The organism is Novosphingobium flavum (assembly GCF_014230315.1).
GTDB lineage: Bacteria > Pseudomonadota > Alphaproteobacteria > Sphingomonadales > Sphingomonadaceae > Novosphingobium > Novosphingobium flavum.
The window spans coordinates 231,370-250,171 of the sequence record NZ_JACLAW010000004.1; the positions used below are offsets into that span (position 1 = coordinate 231,370).

16 protein-coding genes are annotated in these 18,802 nt (G+C 69.7%); all 16 read left to right on the plus strand.

Translation table 11 applies throughout. The annotated features are described in order from the left end of the window. Positions 1–69: 69 nt before the first annotated feature. From H7F51_RS06895 to H7F51_RS06970, 16 genes are read left to right on the plus strand one after another with little or no spacing between them, the layout of a single operon-like run. Positions 70–1,209: an AtzG-like protein gene (locus H7F51_RS06895; protein ID WP_185663495.1), complete on the plus strand. Its 1,140-nt coding sequence runs from the start codon at positions 70–72 to the stop codon at positions 1,207–1,209. Beyond that, positions 1,206–2,543: an AtzE family amidohydrolase gene (locus tag H7F51_RS06900; protein WP_185663496.1), complete on the plus strand. Its 1,338-nt coding sequence runs from the start codon at positions 1,206–1,208 to the stop codon at positions 2,541–2,543. The genes H7F51_RS06895 and H7F51_RS06900 overlap by 4 nt, the downstream gene beginning before the upstream one ends. Next, positions 2,540–3,901: an NCS2 family permease gene (locus H7F51_RS06905; protein ID WP_185663497.1), complete on the plus strand. Its 1,362-nt coding sequence runs from the start codon at positions 2,540–2,542 to the stop codon at positions 3,899–3,901. Before H7F51_RS06900 ends, H7F51_RS06905 begins: the two co-directional genes overlap by 4 nt. Next, the gene (locus H7F51_RS06910) at positions 3,898–4,827 is read left to right on the plus strand and encodes a 5'-methylthioadenosine/S-adenosylhomocysteine nucleosidase (RefSeq protein ID WP_185663498.1); all 930 of its coding nucleotides are present in this window, start codon (positions 3,898–3,900) and stop codon (positions 4,825–4,827) included. Before H7F51_RS06905 ends, H7F51_RS06910 begins: the two co-directional genes overlap by 4 nt. Positions 4,828–4,853: 26 nt before the next feature. Further along, on the plus strand, positions 4,854–6,431 hold the full coding sequence (locus H7F51_RS06915; RefSeq protein ID WP_185663499.1) for a gamma-glutamyltransferase family protein: 1,578 nt from the start codon (positions 4,854–4,856) through the stop codon (positions 6,429–6,431). Further along, positions 6,425–7,654: an allantoate amidohydrolase gene (locus tag H7F51_RS06920; RefSeq protein ID WP_185663500.1), complete on the plus strand. Its 1,230-nt coding sequence runs from the start codon at positions 6,425–6,427 to the stop codon at positions 7,652–7,654. Before H7F51_RS06915 ends, H7F51_RS06920 begins: the two co-directional genes overlap by 7 nt. A 43-nt stretch (positions 7,655–7,697) precedes the next feature. Next, positions 7,698–8,882 carry a pyridoxal-phosphate-dependent aminotransferase family protein gene (locus H7F51_RS06925; protein ID WP_221774046.1) on the plus strand — a complete coding sequence of 395 codons (1,185 nt, stop codon included), beginning with the start codon at positions 7,698–7,700 and terminating at the stop codon, positions 8,880–8,882. Further along, positions 8,879–9,781 (plus strand): allantoinase PuuE, encoded by a 903-nt coding sequence (gene puuE / locus H7F51_RS06930; RefSeq protein ID WP_185663502.1) that lies wholly within the window; start codon positions 8,879–8,881, stop codon positions 9,779–9,781. Before H7F51_RS06925 ends, puuE begins: the two co-directional genes overlap by 4 nt. Next, positions 9,778–10,218 (plus strand): 2-oxo-4-hydroxy-4-carboxy-5-ureidoimidazoline decarboxylase, encoded by a 441-nt coding sequence (uraD, locus tag H7F51_RS06935; RefSeq protein ID WP_185663503.1) that lies wholly within the window; start codon positions 9,778–9,780, stop codon positions 10,216–10,218. Before puuE ends, uraD begins: the two co-directional genes overlap by 4 nt. Continuing rightward, positions 10,215–11,441: a urate hydroxylase PuuD gene (locus tag H7F51_RS06940; RefSeq protein ID WP_185663504.1), complete on the plus strand. Its 1,227-nt coding sequence runs from the start codon at positions 10,215–10,217 to the stop codon at positions 11,439–11,441. The genes uraD and H7F51_RS06940 overlap by 4 nt, the downstream gene beginning before the upstream one ends. Continuing rightward, positions 11,438–11,767 (plus strand): hydroxyisourate hydrolase, encoded by a 330-nt coding sequence (gene uraH / locus H7F51_RS06945; RefSeq protein WP_185663505.1) that lies wholly within the window; start codon positions 11,438–11,440, stop codon positions 11,765–11,767. Before H7F51_RS06940 ends, uraH begins: the two co-directional genes overlap by 4 nt. 2 nt (positions 11,768–11,769) lie before the next feature. Next, complete coding sequence (gene xdhA, locus H7F51_RS06950; protein WP_185663506.1) at positions 11,770–13,188, plus strand: xanthine dehydrogenase small subunit; 1,419 nt, start codon at positions 11,770–11,772, stop codon at positions 13,186–13,188. A gap of 2 nt (positions 13,189–13,190) precedes the next feature. Continuing rightward, positions 13,191–15,500, plus strand: a complete 2,310-nt coding sequence (gene xdhB, locus H7F51_RS06955; protein WP_185663507.1) for a xanthine dehydrogenase molybdopterin binding subunit — start codon at positions 13,191–13,193, stop codon at positions 15,498–15,500. Beyond that, on the plus strand, positions 15,497–16,417 hold the full coding sequence (gene xdhC, locus H7F51_RS06960; RefSeq protein ID WP_185663508.1) for a xanthine dehydrogenase accessory protein XdhC: 921 nt from the start codon (positions 15,497–15,499) through the stop codon (positions 16,415–16,417). The genes xdhB and xdhC overlap by 4 nt, the downstream gene beginning before the upstream one ends. Then, positions 16,414–17,715 carry a guanine deaminase gene (gene guaD / locus H7F51_RS06965; RefSeq protein ID WP_185663509.1) on the plus strand — a complete coding sequence of 434 codons (1,302 nt, stop codon included), beginning with the start codon at positions 16,414–16,416 and terminating at the stop codon, positions 17,713–17,715. Before xdhC ends, guaD begins: the two co-directional genes overlap by 4 nt. Beyond that, a complete protein-coding gene (locus H7F51_RS06970; RefSeq protein ID WP_185663510.1) occupies positions 17,712–18,728 on the plus strand; it encodes an adenosine deaminase in 1,017 nt (338 codons plus the stop codon). The genes guaD and H7F51_RS06970 overlap by 4 nt, the downstream gene beginning before the upstream one ends. Positions 18,729–18,802 lie beyond the last annotated feature (74 nt).

Consider the following 18,802-nt stretch of genomic DNA (forward strand, 5'->3'; position numbering starts at 1 on the left):
TTTTGCAACCATCCGTGTAAATCATTGCGTTGGATAGTCCGGCCCCGCGCGGGCATAGCCGCTTCCACCATGGTCCGCGGCCTTCGCATCCCCTCTGTCGACCCCTTTCTGGTCTGGCTCGCGGGCACCGTGCTCGCGGCCAGCCTGCTGCCCGCGAAAGGGCAGGTCGCCGCCGCTTTCGACGTGGCGGCAGACCTCGCCATCGCCCTGCTGTTCTTCCTCCACGGCGCCAAGCTCTCGCGTGATGCGATCATGGCGGGCATCGGCAACTGGCGGCTCCACCTGCTGGTCCTCGCCTCGACTTACCTGCTCTTTCCCGTCGCGGGCCTGCTCACGGTCCGGCTTGCGGGCGGGCTGATCGATCCGCTGCTGGCCGCCGGGGTGCTGTTTCTCACCCTGCTGCCCTCCACGGTCCAGTCCTCGATCGCCTTCACCGCCATGGCGCGCGGCAATGTCGCCGCCGCGGTGTGCAGCGCCTCGCTCTCCAACCTCCTCGGCATCGTCCTCACCCCGCTGCTGGTCGGCCTGCTGATGCAGGCGGGCGGGCACGGCGGCGCGGCGGGGATGGACTCTGTCAAAACCATCGCCACCCAGCTGCTCCTGCCCTTCACCGCGGGCCACCTGCTGCGCCCGCTGATCGGCCGGTTCATCGATCGCAACAAGGCAATCCTCCAGCCGGTTGACCGCAGCTCGATCCTGCTGGTGGTCTATACCGCCTTCAGCGCCGCCGTGGTGAACGGGATCTGGCACCGGGTCGGCCCGGAAGACCTCCTCGTCCTGCTCCTCGCCTCCAGCGCCATCCTCACCCTCGTCATGGGCTGGAATGCGCTCGCCGCCCGCCTGTTCGGCCTGCCCCGCGCCGATGCCGTGGTCCTGTTCTTCTGCGGCTCGAAGAAGAGCCTCGTCTCCGGCGTGCCGATGGCCGGCGCCCTCTTCGCCCCGGCCCAGGTCGGCGTCGTCGTCCTGCCGCTGATGATCTTCCACCAGCTGCAACTGTTCCTCTGCGCCTGGATGGCCGCGCGCCTGCGCCGCGAAGGCGATGCGCAGGCCCCCGCCGTCCCCATGCCCCCACGGGGCGAGGCCGAGGCGCTCGCCCGCGCCAGCGCGCTTGGCCTGCCGATCCCCGAGGAATGCCGCCCCGGCGTGGTCGCCAATCTCGATCTCCTCGCCGCCCACGCCCGCGTTCTGTTGGGGGAGGGCAAGCCATGATCGAGGCCGCTCACATCGCCGCCGCCGTCAGGGCCGGGGAGATCACCGCCACCGCACTCGCCGGGCAAGCCCTCACTGCGCTGGAAGCCGACCGCCACGTCGCCGTCACCCGCGTCCTCGCCGCCCGCGCCCTCGGCGATGCCGCGCGGGTCGATGCCATGGTCGCGCGGGGGCAGGACCCGGGTCCGCTCGCCGGGGTCCCCTTCGGCGTGAAGGATCTGTTCGACGTCGCCGGCCTGACCACCACCGCCGGATCGCGCCTCCTTGCCGATGCCGCGCCAGCCCAGGCCGATGCAGCGGCGGTGCAGTGCCTTTGCAGTGCCGGTGCAGTTCTGGCCTGCACGCTCAACATGGATGAATTCGCCTACGGCTTCGCCACGATCAACGCGGCTCACGGCACCACCCGCAACCCCCACGATCCCGCCCGTCTCGCCGGCGGTTCCTCCGGCGGTTCGGCCGCAATAGTGGCGGCCGGGCTCCTGCCCTTCGCCCTCGGCTCCGACACCAACGGCTCGATCCGCGTCCCCGCCAGCCTCTGCGGGCTCTACGGCCTCAAGCCCGCCCACGCCTCGCTGCCGCTGGGCGGGGTCTTCCCCTTCGCCGAAAGCTTCGACGACATCGGCCCCTTCACCGCCAGCCTCGCCGACATGGCGCTGGTCTGGGAAGTCCTGCTCGGCGCCCCGATTCCCGGAGATGACGGCGCGGAAATCCGCGTCGCCCGCCTGGGCGGCCGCTTCCGCGACAATGCCGACCCGGCCCAGCTCGCCGCGATCGACGCCGCCGCGCCCGGCGCCCCGCTGGTCGAGCTGCCCGACATCGCCCGCGCCCGCTCGGCCGCCTTCCTGATCACCGCGCGCGAGGGCGGGGCCCTCCACCGCGCGGCGCTGGCCGGACAGGCGATGGAATTCGACCCGCAGGTGCGCGACCGCCTGCTGGCCGGGGCGCTCTTGCCGGACGAACTCTACAATCACGCCCAGGCCTTCCGCGCCGAATTCATGGCGCAGGTCCGCGCCCGCTTTGCCGAATTCGACGTGCTGCTGGCCCCGGCCGCGCCGTGCCCGGCGCCCCCGATCGCCGATCCGCGCATCACGATCGACGGCGAACAGCGCCCGGCCCGGGCCGATCTCGGCATCCATACCCAGCCGATCACGTTCGCCGCCCTGCCGTCGCTCGCCGTGCCGCTGCGGCGGCCGGGGCTGCTGCCGCTCGGCCTGCAACTGATCGGCCGTCCGGGCCATGAAGCGAAACTCTTGCGCTTTGCCGCAAGGCTGGAACAATCCGGAATTGTCGGTGTGACCGCGCCGGCAGGGGTTCTCGAGGGGGAAACGACATGAGCGACGCCCAGGCCATCAACGCGGGCGAGGCGCCGCCCGGCGCGCTCGAACGCCAGTTCAGACTGACCGAGCGCGGCACCACGGCCCGGACCGAGGTGCTGGCAGGGGTCACCACTTTCCTCACCATGGCCTATATCGTGCTGGTCAACCCGGCGATCCTCGGCCAGGCGGGCCTTCCGGTCGCCGCGGTCGCTGCGGCCACCTGCTTTGCTGCGGCCTTCGCCTCGATCCTGATGGGCATGGCCGCCAACACCCCGCTCGCGCTTGCCCCGGGCATGGGTCTCAACGCCTATTTCAGCTTCACCGTGGTCCAGCAGATGGGCGTCCCCTGGCCGGTGGCGCTGGGCTGCGTCTTCATCTCGGGCGTGGCCTTCCTCGTCCTCACCCTCACCGGCGTGCGGCAGATGATCGTCTCGGTCATCCCGCAGCACCTGTTTGCTGCCGTGGCCGGCGGGATCGGCCTGTTCATCGGCTTCATCGGGCTCAAGGATGCCGGGATCGTCGTCGCCAACCCGGCCACTTTCGTCTCGCTCGGCAGCGTCACCCAGCCGGGGCCGGCGCTGGCCCTGTTCGGGCTTGCGGTGATCGGCGCGCTCAGCGTCTGGAACGTGCGCGCGGCCATGCTGATCGGCATCGTGCTGACGACCATCGCCGGCTGGCTGCTGGGCGAAGTCTCGGCGCCGAGCGAGCCGTACAGCCTTGCCGCGCTCACCGGCACGGCCTTCAAGCTAGACCTGCCGGGCGTCTTCGGCCTGACCGGCAGCCACGGGCTCGGCCTGTTCGAGATCCTGTTCGTTTTCCTCTTCGTCGACCTGTTCGACAATATCGGCACCCTCGTCGCCGTCACAAAGCGCGCCGGACTGATGGACGCGGCGGGCCGCATTCCCGGGCTCAACCGCATCCTGATGACCGACGCGGTGGCCACCATGGTCGGCGCCTTGGCCGGGACCAGCACGGTCACCAGCTATGTCGAGAGCGCGGCCGGCGTGCAGGCGGGCGGGCGCACGGGCCTCAGCGCCGTGGTCACCGGCTTGCTGTTCCTCGCCACGATGTTCGTCGCGCCCTATGCCCAGTTGGTGCCCTTGGCGGCCACGGCTCCGGCGCTGATCGTGGTCGGCGGGCTGATGCTGCTGCCGCTGACCGAAGTGAACTGGGAAGACCCGATGGCCGCGATCCCGGCCTTCCTGACCGTGGCGATGATCCCGCTGACCTTCTCCATCGCCAATGGCCTCGCCTTCGGCATCACCGCCCATGCCCTGCTCAAACTGATCAAGGGGCAGGCGAGCAAGGCCGACTGGTTCCTGTTCACCCTCGCGGGCCTGTTCGTCGTCCGTTTCGCCTGGATGGCCGCAGCATGATCCGCCGCCTTGCCCTCGCGCTCGCTGCGCTGGTCCTGCCTGACGCGGTGCAGGCCGCCCCGCTCGATCCCACCCCGCGCACCGTGGTGATGACCGCCTTCCGTCCGGAATGGAACGCGCTGGTCCAGACCATCCACAACCCGGTCGAGCACAAGGTCAACGGCCTGACCTTCCTGACCGGCGAACTGGAAGGCAAGCCGGTGGTGTTGATGCAGAGCGGGGTCAGCGTGGTCAACGCGGCGATGAACACCCAGCTCGTGCTGGACCGCTTCACGGTCAAGCGGATCGTCTTTTCCGGCATTGCCGGGGGCGTCGATCCCAAGCTCTCCATCGGCGACGTGGTCGTGCCGGAAGACTGGGGCCAGTATTTGGAAGCCGCCTTTGCCCGCAAGACGAAGTCCGGCTGGGGCACGCCGGAAAAGCGCGCGGAGGAGGCTCCGGCCAACTGGTTCTTCATCTTCCCGCGCGGCACGGTGGTCGGCAATGCGCAGGCGGCGCCGAAGCGCATGTTTCGCATCCCGGTCGATCCCGGGCTTCTCGCGCTCGCCCGCACGGTCGTGCCGGGCACCCGGCTCGAACGCTGCGTGCCGCCGAGCGAGAAGATGCTGCCCGGATCGGCCTTGTGCCTACCGCGCGAACCCCGGCTCGAAGTCGGCGGCACGGGGGTCACGGCCGGCATCTTCGCCGACAATGCCGAGTTTCGCGTCTACCTCCACAAGGCATGGGACGCGCGCGTGCTCGACATGGAAAGCGCCGCGGTGATGCAGGTGGCCTATTCCAACATGGTTCCCGCCATCGTCTTCCGCAGCCTGTCGGACCTCGCCGGGGGCGACAAACACCAGAACATGGAGGACACCTTCGAGCATCTCGCCTCGGTCAATTCGGCTCACGTCGTGCGCGCCTTCGTGGCCGCCCTGCCGGATTGACGGAGATGGGCCGGGAATCGATCAGAATGGCCACCATCACGGGCAGCAGCGGCATGGTCACCGCGCCGCACTTCCTCGCCGCCGAGGCGGGGCTGGCGGTGCTGCGCGATGGCGGTAACGCGGTCGAGGCCTGCGTCGCGGTCGCGGCCTGTCTCGCCGTGGTCTATCCGCATATGACCGGGATCGGCGGCGACGGCTTCTGGCTGATCGCCGAGCCGGACGGGCGCGTTCACGGCATTCACGGCTGCGGCGGCGCGGCGGGTTCGGCCACGCTCGATCTCTATGCCGGGCTGGACGGCGTTCCGTTCCGCGGTCCGCTCGCGGCCAATACCGTGGCGGGCACGATCTCCGGCTGGCAGGCAGCGCTGGAAACCTCGGGCGGAAAACTGCCGCTTGCCCGCCTGCTGCAAAGTGCCATCGCCCATGCCGAGGCCGGGGTCGCGGTCACGGCCGGCCATGCCGCCATCGCGGCGGGCAAGGGGGCGGAACTGCGCATTCAGCCCGGCGCCTATGCCGCGACGTTCGAGCCCGAGGGGCGTCCGCTGGCCGAGGGCGATATCCTGCGCCAGCCGGTTCTGGCCCGGACCCTGCGCCGCCTTGGCGAGGAAGGGCTGGACAGCTTCTACACCGGCCCGCTCGCAGCTGACATCGCCGGAGACCTTGCCGCACTGGGCAGCCCGGTCTCGGCCGCTGACCTTGCCGCGCACGTCGCAACCCGGCCCGAACCGCTCACCACCCGCCTGCACGACGCGCAATTGTGGAACAGCGCCCCGCCAACCCAGGGCTTTGCCTCACTGCTGATCCTCGCCCTGTTCGACCGGATCGGCGCGGACGCGGCAGACGGCTTCGCCCATGTCCACGGGCTGGTCGAGGCGACCAAGCAGGCCTTCCTGCTGCGCGATGTCCATGTCGGCGATCCGGCCTTCCATGACTTCGACTGGCAGGGCCTGCTCGCCGATCCGGCGGCCCTCGACGCCCTTGCCGCGAAGGTCGACCCGGCCAAGGCCCTGCCATGGCCGCAGCCGCCGCAATGGGGCGATACATGCTGGTTCGCCGCCGCCGATAAGGAAGGCCGCGTGGTCAGCACGATCCAGTCGACCTATTTCGAATTCGGCTCGGGTCTCGTCCTGCCGAAGACCGGGATCACTTGGCAGAACCGGGGCAGCTCGTTCCGCCTCGCCGCCACCGGCTGGAACGCGCTGAAGCCTGGGCGCAAGCCGTTCCACACCCTCAACCCCGCACTCGCCCGGTTCGACGATGGCCGCACCATGGCCTATGGCACGATGGGCGGGGAGGGCCAGCCGCAGACCCAGGCCGCGCTGTTCACTCGCTATGCCCGCTTCGGCGCCGACCTTCAGGAGGCGATCAGCGCCCCGCGCTGGCTGCTCGGGCGGACCTGGGGCGAACAGTCGACCACGCTCAAGCTGGAGGACGGCTTCGACGCGGCGCTTTACGGCCAGCTCGCCGCCGCAGGCCATGATGTCGAGCGCGCCGGGCCGCTGACCGCGACCATGGGCCATGCCGGAGCTATCGTGCGCCACGCCGATGGCCGTCTCGAAGGGGCGACGGACCCGCGCAGCGATGGCAAGGTGGCGGCATGGTAAGCGGCGGAACACGGGCGGTGGCGCGGTGCGACGAACTGGGCGCGGCGCCTTACAGCGACAGCGCCGAGGGGCTGACCCGCACCTATCTCAGCCCCGCCTATCTCGCCGCGCAGGACCGGCTGGCGCTGTGGATGGAACAGGCCGGGATGAGCGTGCGGCGCGATCCGGCGATGAACCTCGTCGGGCGCTACGAGGGCACCGATCCCGCCGCGCCGATCCTCCTCATCGGCAGCCATCTCGACAGCGTGATCGACGCCGGGCGCTATGATGGCCCGCTCGGCATCATGCTGGGGGTCGAGGCGGTCGCCGCCCTGTCCTCCGCCGGCCAGCGCCTGCCCTTCGCCATCGAGGTGATCGCTTTCGGCGACGAGGAAGGCTCGCGCTTTCCCGCCGCCATGCTGACCAGCCGGGCCGTTGCCGGAACGCTGGACCCCGCCGCTCTCGCCCTGCGCGACGGGGCAGGGGTGGCCTTGGCCGACCTCGTCGACATTGCCGCCTATCCTTCGGCGGCGCGCGCGCCGGGCTCGATCTTCGCTTACCTCGAGGCCCATATCGAGCAGGGCCCGGTGCTGGAGGACAAGGGCCTGGCCCTCGGCACGGTGACGGGCATTGCCGCCCAGCTGCGCTACCAGGTCACGCTCAGCGGCATGGCGGGCCACGCCGGGACGACCTCGATGCCGCTGCGCCGCGATGCGCTGGCCGGGGCCGCCGAGGCGATCCTCGCGGCAGAGCGCATCGCGCGGGACGACCAGTCCGATCTCGTCGCCACGGTCGGCCGGATCGAGGCCCTGCCGGGGGCGGCCAATGTGATCCCGGGTGAGGCGCGCTTTACCCTGGACGTCCGCTCGGGCGATGAGGCGCGGCGCGATCGCGGCGCCGAGGCGATCCTTGATGCCATCGCGCAAGTCGCCGAGCGGCGCGGGCTCGACTTCGTCATCACCCGCATTCACGACCTGCCCGCCAGCCCCTGCGACGGCGCGCTGATGGACCTGATGGACGCGGCGCTGGCCGAGGCCGGTCACCCGCCGTTCCGCCTTGTTTCCGGCGCCGGCCACGATGCCATGAACATGGCCGCGCTCTGCCCCACGGCCATGCTGTTCCTGCGCTGCCGCGCCGGCATCAGCCACAATCCCGCCGAACATGTCGAACCCGCCGATGCCGAGGCGGCGCTGCAGGTCATGCTCGGCTTCATCGACCGACTGGGAGCCATGCGTGCTGCTTGAGCCGACATACTTCGGGGACATCGACCCGCCGCAGCGGTTGCTGATGGGGCCGGGCCCGGTCAATGCCCATCCGCGCGTGCTGCGCGCCATGGCGGCGGACCTGCTCGGCCAGTTCGATCCCGAGATGACCGGCTACATGGAACAGGTCATGGCGCTCTACCGCCCGGTCTTCGGCACGCGCAATCGCTGGACCCTGCTGGTCAACGGCACGGCCCGCGCGGGGATCGAGGCGGCGCTGGCCAGCCTGGTCGAGCCGGGCGATACCGTGCTGGTGGTCGATTTCGGCCGCTTCGGCCTGCTCCTGACCGAGATCCTCCAGCGCATCGGTGCCCGGATCGAAACCGTCTCGGCGCCGTGGGGCGAAGTCGTGCCGATGGAGGCCATCGCGGCGGCCATCGCGCGCTGCGGGCCCAAGGTCGTCGCCTGCGTCCACGGCGATACCTCGACCACAATGGCCCAGCCGCTCGAAGGCTTCGGTGCCCTGTGCCGCGCGGCGGGGGCCTGGTCCTACGTCGATGCCACGGCCACGATCGGCGGGATGGAACTCGCCGCCGACCGCTGGGAGGTCGACGTGATGACCGGCGGCCTGCAGAAGTGCCTCGGCGGCCCTTCCGGCTCGGCCCCGATCACCATTTCCGACTATGCGGCGGAGCGCATCTTCGCCCGCCGCCATGTCGAACAGGGCATCCGCAGCGCCGCCGACCATGACGGCGCGGGGCCGCGCATCGGCTCCAACTATTTCGACCTTGCCATGATCATGGACTACTGGTCCGAAAAGCGCCTCAACCATCATACCGAGGCGACCTCGATGCTCTATGCCGCGCGCGAATGCGCCCGCGTCGCCCTGTCCGAAGGGCTGGAGGCCCGCTATGCCCGCCACCGCAAGGCCGGCGCGGCGATGACAGCGGGCCTGCGCGCCATGGGCCTCACCGTCTTCGGTAGTGACGCGCACCGCATGGCCAATGTCACCGGCGTCCACGTGCCCGAGGGCGTTGACGGCGAGGCGATCCGTACCATGATGCGCGAGGTGTTCGAGATCGAGATCGGCACTGCCTTCGGTCCGCTTCAGGGCCGGATCTGGCGGATCGGGGCGATGGGTTACAACGCGATGCAGCACAAGGTCCTGATCACCCTCGGCGCGCTCGAGGCCAGCCTCAAGGCGAACGGCTTCCGCCTTCCGCTGGGCGAGGCCGTGCCCGCCGCCATCGCGGCGTGGGAGGCGGCATGAGCCTGCCGCGCGACCTCACCGGCTTCGGCCCCACCATTCCCGAGGCGCGCTGGCCCGGCGGCGCCCGGATCGCCGTGCAATTCGTGATCAATTACGAGGAAGGGGCCGAAAACTCGGTCCTCAATGGCGACAAGGGCTCGGAAGCCTTCCTGTCCGACATGGTCGGCGCCGCCAGCCACCCGGCCCGCGCCATGGCGATGGAGAGCCTCTACGAATATGGCAGCCGCGCCGGGTTCTGGCGGCTCCACCGCCTGTTCACCGCGCGCGGGGTGCCGGTCACGGTCTTCGGCGTGGCGGCGGCGATGGAAATGAACCCGGTGGCGGTCGAGGCCATGCTCGATTCCGGCTGGGAAGTGGCCAGCCATGGCTATCGCTGGATCGATTACCAGTACGTCCCCGAACAGGTCGAGGCCGAGCATATCGCCCGCGCGATCGAGATTCACACCCGCCTCACCGGCAGCCGTCCGCTCGGCTGGTATCAGGGCCGCACCTCGCCCAACACCGCGCGGCTCGTGGCCGAGGAGGGGGGCTTCGTCTACGACGCCGACAGCTACGCAGACGACCTGCCCTATTGGGACGATCGCCACGGCAAGCCGCAGCTGATCGTGCCCTATTCGCTCGACGCCAACGATATGAAGCTGGTCGCGCTCAACGGCTTTGCCGAGGGCGAGCAGTTCTACCGCTACCTGCGCGATACCTACGACCAGCTGCGCGAGGAAGGCGGGCGGATGATGTCCATCGGCCTCCACGCCCGCATCGCCGGCCGCCCGGCCCGCGCCCGCGCCGTCGCCCGCTTCCTCGACCATGTGCTGGAAAGCGAGGACGTCTGGATCGCCCGCCGGATCGACATCGCCCACCACTGGCTCGACCATCACCCCTACCTCGAGGCGGGGGCATGACCGCGCTGTTCGAACACAGCCCTTGGGTGGAGCAGCGCGCCGATGCCGCGCCCGCCTCGGGCGATCGCCATGCCGACCTGATGGCCGTGGTCCGCGCCGCCACGGCCGAGGAACAGCTCGCCCTGATCCGCGCCCACCCGGAACTCGCCGGCAAGGCGGCGGTCGACCGGACGCTTACCGAAGCCTCGGCCGCCGAACAGGCCAGCGCCGGGCTCGACCGGCTGACGGAAAAGGAATTCGCCCGCTTTCACCAGCTCAACGCCGCTTACCGCGCGCGGTTCGACTTTCCCTTCATCATCTGCGTGCGGCTGACCGACAAGGCCGGGATCCTCGCCGCGATGGAGCGCCGGCTGGCCAACACGCGCGAGGAGGAGATCGCCAAGGCCATCGAACAGATCGGCGAGATCGTGCGCCTGAGGCTGGAGGCGCCGCAATGAGCGCGGCGACATTCTCGGTCGACTGGGCCGAGTGGTTCAACCTCGCCGTCCGCTGGTTTCACCTGACGGCGGGCATCGCCTGGATCGGCTCGTCGTTTTATTTCGTCTGGCTCGACAATCACCTCGTTCCGCCCAAGAGCGGCGAAGCCTCGGGCGAGGTCTGGTCGGTCCACGGCGGCGGCTTCTACCACAACGAGAAATTCCAGGTCGCACCCAGCCAGATGCCGGATGAACTGCACTGGTTCAAATGGGAGGCCTATACCACCTGGATCACCGGCTTCCTGATGCTGGTGCTGGTCTACTATGTCGGCGCGCAAAGCTTCCTGATCGATCCGGCCAAGGCAAAGCTGTCGAGCCCCGATGCCATCGCGCTCGGGCTTTCGGCCCTGCTGGTCGGCTGGGTGTTCTACGATGCGCTGTGCCGCTCGCCGTTGGGGCGGGACGGCCGGGTGCTCGGCGCGATCTGGTTCGGCTTCCTCGTGCTGGCCGCATGGTTCCTCAACACGATCTTCAGCGCGCGCGGCGCCTATCTCCACATCGGCGCGATGATGGGCACGGCGATGGTCGCCAACGTGTTCTTCGTGATCATCCCCAACCAGCGCAAGGTCGTCGCCGCGCTGGTGGCGGGCAAGGAGCCGGACCCGGCGCTGGGCAAGGCGGCCAAGCAGCGCTCGGTGCACAACAACTACATGACCCTGCCGGTGCTGTTCATCATGATCAGCCACCACTATGCGATGACCTATGGCGCGGCGCGACCATGGCTGGTGCTCGCCCTGCTCGGGCTGACCGGGGTGGCCGTGCGCCATGTCTTCAACCTGCGCCATCGCGGCGCGCCCACCGGCCGGGCGATTGCGGTCGCCGCGGTTATGGCGCTGGTCAGCGTGACCTATGTCTCGGGCGAAAAGGCCACCCTGCCGCCCGTGCCGGTCCCCGCCGCCAGCGCGGCGGCCGCCGTGCCGATGGCGGCCGGCTGGGCCTCGGTCCAGCCGATCTTCACGAAGCACTGCCTCGCCTGCCATTCCGACCATCCGAGCAATCCCGCTTTCCCCGCCCCGCCGCTGGGGGTAAAACTGGATTCGTTCGATCACGCTAGGTCGTTTGCGCCCCGGGTGCAAAAGGTCGCGGTCGCCGCCGAGATCATGCCGCTGGGCAACCTCACCGGGATGACCCGCGCCGAGCGCGACACCATAGGCCGCTGGATCGCCGCAGGAACACCGCAATGACAACGCTGTCCACCCATGTCCTCGACACGACGCGCGGCGGGCCCGCTCCCGGCGTCGCCCTGCGGCTGGAAGACGGCGCCGGCACCGTGCTGTTCACCGGCAAGACCAATGCCGATGGGCGCTGCCCAGGCCTGCCGGAACTGGCGCCGGGCCGCTATGCGCTGGTCTTCGCCGTGGCCGACTATTTCGGGGCGGCCGGGGTCAATCTGCCCGATCCGCCCTTCCTCGATGAGGTGACGATCGCCTTCGGCATGGCGGACGGGGGCCACTACCATGTGCCGCTGCTGGTCTCGCCCTTCGCCTATTCGACTTACCGGGGCAGCTGACCATGGCCGTGCGTTTCATCCTCGATGGCGATGTGATCGAGATCGCCGATCCCGATCCCACCGGAACCCTGCTCGATCACCTGCGCGGGCCGCTCAGCCGCATCGGCACCAAGGAAGGCTGCGCCGAGGGCGATTGCGGGGCCTGCACCGTGCTGCTGGGCGAACTTGCCGGGGAACAGGTGAACTGGCGGGCGGTCAATTCCTGCATCCTGTTCCTGCCGATGATCCACGGCAAGGCGCTGATGACGGTCGAGAGCCTTGCGGGCGGCGGTGCGCTCAATCCGTTGCAGGCCTGCATGGCCGCCAACGGCTCATCGCAATGCGGCTTCTGCACCCCCGGCTTCGTCATGTCGCTGCACGGCCGCGCGATCGGGGCCATCGGCTGCGATCTGCCGCTGCCCGACGTGATCGCGGGCAATCTGTGCCGCTGCACCGGCTACGGCCCGATCCTCGAGGCGGGCGAGAAAGGCGCCCACATTGCGCAGGACGACACCGCCACCATCGCCGCGCTGCGCTCCATCGCCGATGGCGAAATGGCCAGCGGTACTGTCGGTCCGCGCCGCTGGTTCGCCCCGCGCAGCGCCGATCAGCTGGCCGCGGTGCTGGCCGAACATCCCGGCGCCCGGATCGTCGCGGGCGCCACCGATGTCGGCCTGTGGGTGACCAAGGGCCTCAAGGAGATCGAGGCGCTGGTCTTCATCGGCGATGTCGCGGACCTTGCCGGGATCACGGAGTACGACACCGGCCTCACCCTTGGTGCCGCCGTCCGCTATGCCGATGCCCATGCCCCGCTCGCCCGGCTTCACCCTGATCTGGGCGAACTGGTCCGCCGCATCGGCGGCCTGCAGGTGCGCAATTCGGGCACGGTCTGCGGCAATATCGCCAATGGCTCGCCGATTGGCGATGGCCCGCCCGCGCTGATCGCGCTTGGCGCCAGCCTCACCCTGCGCAGCGCCAAGGGGCGGCGCACGATCCCGCTCGAGGCCTATTTCATCGACTACGGCCAGCAGGACCTCCAGCCCGGCGAATTCGTCGAAAGCGTCTTCATCCCGCGCCCCGCGCCCGATGCCGTGATCCACGTCGCCAAGCTCTCCCGCCGGTTCGACAGCGATATTTCCGCCGTGCTCGGCGCCTTTGCCTTCACCGTGAACGACGGTACGATCACCGCCGCCCGCGTGGCCTTCGGCGGCATGGCCGCCACCCCGCGCCGCGCCGCCGGGTGCGAGGCCGCGCTGACCGGCCGGCCCTTCACCGAGCAGACCATCACGGCCGCCGCCGAGGCCCTGCGCGCCGATTTCGCCCCGCTGACCGACGTGCGCGGAACCGCCGCTTACCGGCTCGATGCCGCCGCTGCCTTGCTCTGGCGGCTGTGGCACCGCGAACAGGGCGCGGCGGTTTCGGTGCTCAGCGTGGAGGCCTGACCATGGCCGAACGCGATCCGCTCTGGCCGGCCGGGACCAGGCCATCCAACCCGCATGACAGCGCGCATCTCCACGTTGCCGGGCTCGCCCGCTATGTGGATGACGAGGCCGAACCGGCCGACATGCTCCACCTCGCCTTCGGCCTGTCGAGCGAGGCGCGGGCCAAGATTGTCGCCATGGACCTCGATGCCGTCCGCGCCGCCCCCGGCGTGGTCGCGGTCTTCACCGCCGCCGACATTCCCGGCGCCAACGACGTCGGCCCGATCGCGCACGACGATCGCCTGCTCGCCGATCGCGAAGTGATCAGCCACGGCCAGCCGGTGTTCCTCGTTGCCGCCACCAGCCGCATGGCCGCGCGCAAGGCCGCCCGGCTCGGCGCGATCACCTATGAGCCGCTGGAACCGCGCCTTACGGTCACTCAGGCCCGCGTAGCCGGGGAGCGGATCGAGGCCGACCAGCACATGGCGGCGGGCGATGCGCAGGCCGCGCTCGCCGCGGCGCCGCACCGCCTGTCGGGCGGGCTCGCCATCGGCGCGCAGGATCATTTCTACCTCGAAGGTCAGGTCGCCCATGCCCGCCCCGGCGAGGACGGGCAGATCCACGTCGTCTCCTCCACCCAGCACCCGAGCGAGATCCAGCACATCGTCGCCCACATGCTGGAAAAGCCCAGCGCCGATGTCACGGTCGAGGTGCGCCGCATGGGCGGGGCCTTCGGCGGCAAGGAAAGCCAGGCCGCCCTGTTCGCCGCCGCCGCCGCCCTGGCGGCGCACCACACCGGGCGCCCGGCCAAGTTCCGCTGCGACCGGGATGACGACATGATCGTCACCGGCAAGCGCCACGATTTCGAGGTGAGCTACGAGGCCGGATATGACGATGCTGGCCGCATCCTTGCCCTGAAGCTGAACTATGCCGCCCGCTGCGGCGCGACGATGGACCTGTCGCCCGGCATCAACGACCGGACGATGTTCCATGCCGACAACTGCTATTTCCTCCCCAATGTCGAGATTGTGTCCGAGCGGCTCAAGACCAACACCGTCTCGGCCACGGCCTTTCGCGGCTTTGGCGGCCCGCAGGGGATGCTGGGGATCGAGCGGGTCTGCGATCACATCGCCGCCCGCCTGGGGCTCGATCCGCTCACCGTGCGGCAGGCCAACCTTTATGGCCCGGGGCGCGACGTCACGCCTTACGGCATGCAACTGGAAGACAATATCGCCCCGCAGTTGATCACGCGGCTCAAGGAAACGTCCGATTATACCGCCCGCCGCGAAGCCGTGGCCGCGTTCAACGCGAACAGCCCGGTGCTCAAGCGCGGCATCGCCCTGACCCCGGTCAAGTTCGGGATCAGCTTCACCACGACCCACCTCAACCAGGCCGGCGCGCTGGTCCATCTCTACACCGATGGCTCGATCCAGGTGAACCACGGCGGCACCGAAATGGGGCAGGGCCTCTACATCAAGGTTGCCCAGATCGTGGCCGATGTCTTCGCCGTCCCGGTCTCCTCCGTGCGGATCACCGCGACGCGGACCGACAAGGTGCCCAACACCTCGGCCACGGCGGCCTCGTCGGGCGCCGATCTCAACGGCATGGCGGCGCACTACGCCGCTCTGGCGATCCGCGACCGGCTCTGCGCCTTCCTCGCCGGAGCCCACGGTTGCGCGCCCGAAGAGGTAAGCTTCACCGCCGAGGGCATCCGCGCCGGCTCCGAACTGATCCCTCTCGCTGACGCCGCCCGCCGCGCGCATATCGGGCGGATCTCGCTGTCCTCCACCGGCTTCTACGCCACGCCCGACATTGCCTACGACCGCGCGGCTCACAAGGGCCGCCCGTTCTACTACTTCGCCTATGGCGCGGCGGTGAGCGAGGTCGTGGTCGATTGCCTGACCGGCGAGCACAAGGTGCTGGCGGTCGATATCCTCCACGACGTCGGCCGCTCGCTCAACCCGGCGATAGACCGCGGCCAGATCGAGGGCGGCTTCATCCAGGGGCAGGGCTGGCTGACCACCGAAGTCGTCGAGTGGGACGGCAAGGGCCGCCTGCTCAACCATTCGCCCGCCACTTACAAGATCCCGACCGCGTCCGACCGGGCGAAGCATTTCCGCATCGAACTGTGGGACGGCGAGAACGCCAAGCCCACGGTCCACCGCTCCAAGGCCGTGGGCGAGCCGCCGCTGATGCTGGCCAATTCGGTGTTCTGCGCCATTTCCGCAGCCATTGCCGCCACCAACCCGGCGCGGCGCGACCTGCCCCCGCTGCACGCCCCGGCCACGCCCGAGGCCGTGCTGAAGGCGATCGCCGCGCACAAGGCGACATGACCGACTGGCTCCACATCCTGCGCGAGCTTGCCCCGCGCGAACCGACCGCCCTCGTCAGCGTGCTTGCCACCGAAGGCTCGGCCCCGCGCGGACCGGGCACGCGGATGCTGGTCACGGCTCACGGCGAATACGGCACGATCGGGGGCGGGGCGCTTGAATTCCGGGTGATCGAGCAGGCCCGCGCGATCCTGGCCCATCCGCCGGGGACATGGCGGGTGCAGGACTATCCGCTCGGCCCCCTGCTCGGCCAGTGCTGCGGCGGGCGGGTGCGCGTGCTGGTCGAGCATGTCGATCCCGACCGGCTCGGCTGGCTGGACGAAGCGGGCGAGGGCCGCCTCCTCGTCAGTCACCTCCACGAAGGGCAGGTTTTCCGCCAGATCGAGGACGGCCCGGTGGCACTGCCCTCGGCGCGGGGCGACCGCCCGCGCGAAGGCGCGCGCTTTGCCGAGCTGATCGGCCGGCACCGCCGCCCGCTCTACCTGTTCGGCGCGGGCCATGTCGGCCAGGCCATTGCCCGCCATGCCCCCGGCCTGCCGCTGCGCCTGTGCTGGTTCGATACGCGCCCGGTATTCGAGACGATCGAGGGCGTGGCCATCGTGCCGGAAGCGGCGGTTGAAGACTGCGTGGCCGAGGCGCCAGACGACAGCGCCATCGTCATCCTCACTCACGATCACGCGCTCGACTATCGCCTGACCAAGGCTGCCCTGTCGCGCCCGCCGGTGGCCTTCACCGGCCTGATCGGTTCGCAGACCAAGCGCGCCCGCTTCCTCTCGCGGCTCACCAGCGACGGGGTGGACGAGGCCGCCCGCGCCCGGCTGACCTGCCCGATCGGCCTGCCCGGCATCACCGGCAAGGAGCCCGACGTGATCGCGGTCGCCCTGATTGCACAGCTCCTGCAACTGGACCGCACGGGATGACCATCACCGCCTATCGCGGCGAGATCCTCAGCCTTGCCCACGATCCGGCGGAGGGTGAGGGGGCCGTCCGCCACGATCCCGATGGCCTGCTGGTGATCGAGGACGGGATCGTCGTGGCGCGCGGGCCCCATGCCGATCTTGCGCCGCGCTTCCCCGGCCTCGCACCCGAAGCGATCAAGGGCCTGATCGTCCCCGGCTTCATCGACGCTCATGTCCACTATCCGCAGATGGACCGCGTGGCGAGCCATGGCGAGCAATTGCTCGACTGGCTGGAGCGGCACATCTTTCCCGCCGAGATGGCCTTCGCCGATCCGCTTCATGCTGCCAGCGTGGCCAGGGCCTTCCTTGACGAACTGCTGCGCCACGGCACCACCTCGGCGCTGGTCTTCGCCACGGTCCATCCCGGCTCGGTGGATGCCTTCATGGCCGAGGCACAGCGGCGGAACCTGCGCATGGCCTGCGGCAAGGTGCTGATGGACCTTGGCCCCGAAGGGCTGCGCGATACGCCGGAGACCGCGCGGGACGACAGCGAGGCCCTGATCCGCCGCTGGCACCTCCAGGGCCGCCTGACCTATGCCGTCACCCCGCGCTTCGCGCTCACCTCCAGCGACGCCCAGCTGGCGGTCGCGGGCGACCTGCTGGAGGCTCACCCGCAGGTCCTGCTTCACACCCACCTCGCCGAAAACACCCGCGAAGTGGCCGAGGTCGCCGCGCGCTTCCCCGATGCGGCCGATTACCTCGACGCCTACGACCGCTTCGGCCTCGTCACGCCGCGCTCGGTTTTCGCCCACGGCATCCACTTGCCGGACCGTTCCTGCGCCCGCCTTGCCGAAACCGGCGCCGGGATCGCGGTCTGCCCCAGCTCCAACTTCTTCCTCGGCTCGGGCATGTTCGACTTCGCCCAGGCCGAGGCGCACGGCGTCCGGCTGGGCCTGGGCACGGACATCGGCGCGGGCACTTCGTTCTCGCTCCTGCGCACCTCGGGCCTTGCTTACGAGGCGGGGCTGTTCAACCACTACCGTCTCGATCCCTTCCGCGCCCTGTGGCTGGCAACCGGTGGCTCGGCCCGCCTGCTGCATATTGCCGACAAGGTCGGGAACCTGTCCGAAGGGCAGGAGGCCGATTTCGTTGTGCTCGACGAGAAGGCCACGCCGCTCCTCGCTCGCCGCACCGCCGGGGCCGGCCTTGCCGAGCGGCTTTTCGCGCTGCAGGTGCTGGGCGACGACCGCGCCATTGCGCGCACCCATGTCATGGGCAAATGTGCCTGGGACCGCGACCAGCCAGGATTGCCTTCATGACCACCGATCTCGACCAGTTCATCACCGGCCTGCCCAAGGCCGAGCTGCACCTCCACATCGAGGGCAGCCTTGAACCCGAACTGATGTTCGCGCTGGCCGCGCGGAACGGGATCGAGATCCCCTATGCCAGCGTCGAGGACGTGCGGGCGGCCTATGCCTTCTCCAACCTGCAGGACTTTCTCGACATCTACTATGCCGGGGCCAGCGTCCTGATCACGCAGGCGGACTTCCACGATCTCGCCATGGCCTATTTCGACCGCGCGGCGGCCGACGGCGTCCGCCATGCGGAGATCATGTTCGACCCCCAGACCCATACCGACCGGGGCATCGCCTTCGCCACGGTGATCGAAGGCCTGCTTTCCGCCATGGCCGAGGCGGAAGCGAAACACGGCCTGACCAGCGCGCTGATCCTCTCGTTCCTGCGCCACCTGAGCGAGGAAGCCGCCTTCGAGGTGCTGGCCATGGCGGAGCCCTATCTCGACCGGATCGCCGCCGTCGGCCTCGATTCCAGCGAGGTGGGCCATCCCCCGGCCAAGTTCGCACGGGTCTTTGCCGCCGCCGCCGCCAAGGGGCTAAAGCGCGTTGCCCACGCGGGCGAGGAAGGCCCGCCCGAATATGTGGTCGAGGCGCTCGACCTGCTCCATGTCGACCGGATCGACCACGGCAACCGCGCGATGGAAGACGCCGGGCTTGTCCGCCGCCTCGCCGGTGCCGGCATGACGCTCACGGTCTGCCCGCTGTCCAACCTCAAGCTCTGCGTGGTGGGGGACCTTGCCGATCACCCTCTCGACCGGATGCTGGCCGAGGGCCTGCGCGCCACGGTCAATTCCGACGATCCGGCCTATTTCGGCGGCTATGTGGCCGACAATTACCGCGCCATCGCCAAGGCGCGCGGCCTTTCGCGCGATGATCTGGCCACGCTTGCCCGCAACAGCTTCACCGGATCGTTCCTGCCCGCCGCCGCGATCGACCGCCATCTGCTGGCGGTCGATGCCTGGCTGTCGGACGGTTGACCCAAGGCGCTCGTCATTGCGAGGGGCGAAGCCCCGCGGCAATCCATGGCGGTATTTCGCAACGGCCCTGGATT

Excerpts from the sequence above, each read along its gene's own strand:
- H7F51_RS06895 (WP_185663495.1), top strand. The coding sequence starts at position 70 with ATGGTCCGCGGCCTTCGCATCCCCTCTGTCGACCCCTTTCTGGTCTGG.
- uraH (WP_185663505.1), top strand. The coding sequence starts at position 11,438 with ATGACAACGCTGTCCACCCATGTCCTCGACACGACGCGCGGCGGGCCC.
- H7F51_RS06970 (WP_185663510.1), top strand. The coding sequence starts at position 17,712 with ATGACCACCGATCTCGACCAGTTCATCACCGGCCTGCCCAAGGCCGAG.
- H7F51_RS06925 (WP_221774046.1), top strand. The coding sequence starts at position 7,698 with ATGGGGCCGGGCCCGGTCAATGCCCATCCGCGCGTGCTGCGCGCCATG.
- xdhA (WP_185663506.1), top strand. The coding sequence starts at position 11,770 with ATGGCCGTGCGTTTCATCCTCGATGGCGATGTGATCGAGATCGCCGAT.
- xdhC (WP_185663508.1), top strand. The coding sequence starts at position 15,497 with ATGACCGACTGGCTCCACATCCTGCGCGAGCTTGCCCCGCGCGAACCG.
- H7F51_RS06915 (WP_185663499.1), top strand. The coding sequence starts at position 4,854 with ATGGCCACCATCACGGGCAGCAGCGGCATGGTCACCGCGCCGCACTTC.
- H7F51_RS06940 (WP_185663504.1), top strand. The coding sequence starts at position 10,215 with ATGAGCGCGGCGACATTCTCGGTCGACTGGGCCGAGTGGTTCAACCTC.
- H7F51_RS06910 (WP_185663498.1), top strand. The coding sequence starts at position 3,898 with ATGATCCGCCGCCTTGCCCTCGCGCTCGCTGCGCTGGTCCTGCCTGAC.
- xdhB (WP_185663507.1), top strand. The coding sequence starts at position 13,191 with ATGGCCGAACGCGATCCGCTCTGGCCGGCCGGGACCAGGCCATCCAAC.
- uraD (WP_185663503.1), top strand. The coding sequence starts at position 9,778 with ATGACCGCGCTGTTCGAACACAGCCCTTGGGTGGAGCAGCGCGCCGAT.
- H7F51_RS06900 (WP_185663496.1), top strand. The coding sequence starts at position 1,206 with ATGATCGAGGCCGCTCACATCGCCGCCGCCGTCAGGGCCGGGGAGATC.
- puuE (WP_185663502.1), top strand. The coding sequence starts at position 8,879 with ATGAGCCTGCCGCGCGACCTCACCGGCTTCGGCCCCACCATTCCCGAG.
- H7F51_RS06920 (WP_185663500.1), top strand. The coding sequence starts at position 6,425 with ATGGTAAGCGGCGGAACACGGGCGGTGGCGCGGTGCGACGAACTGGGC.
- guaD (WP_185663509.1), top strand. The coding sequence starts at position 16,414 with ATGACCATCACCGCCTATCGCGGCGAGATCCTCAGCCTTGCCCACGAT.
- H7F51_RS06905 (WP_185663497.1), top strand. The coding sequence starts at position 2,540 with ATGAGCGACGCCCAGGCCATCAACGCGGGCGAGGCGCCGCCCGGCGCG.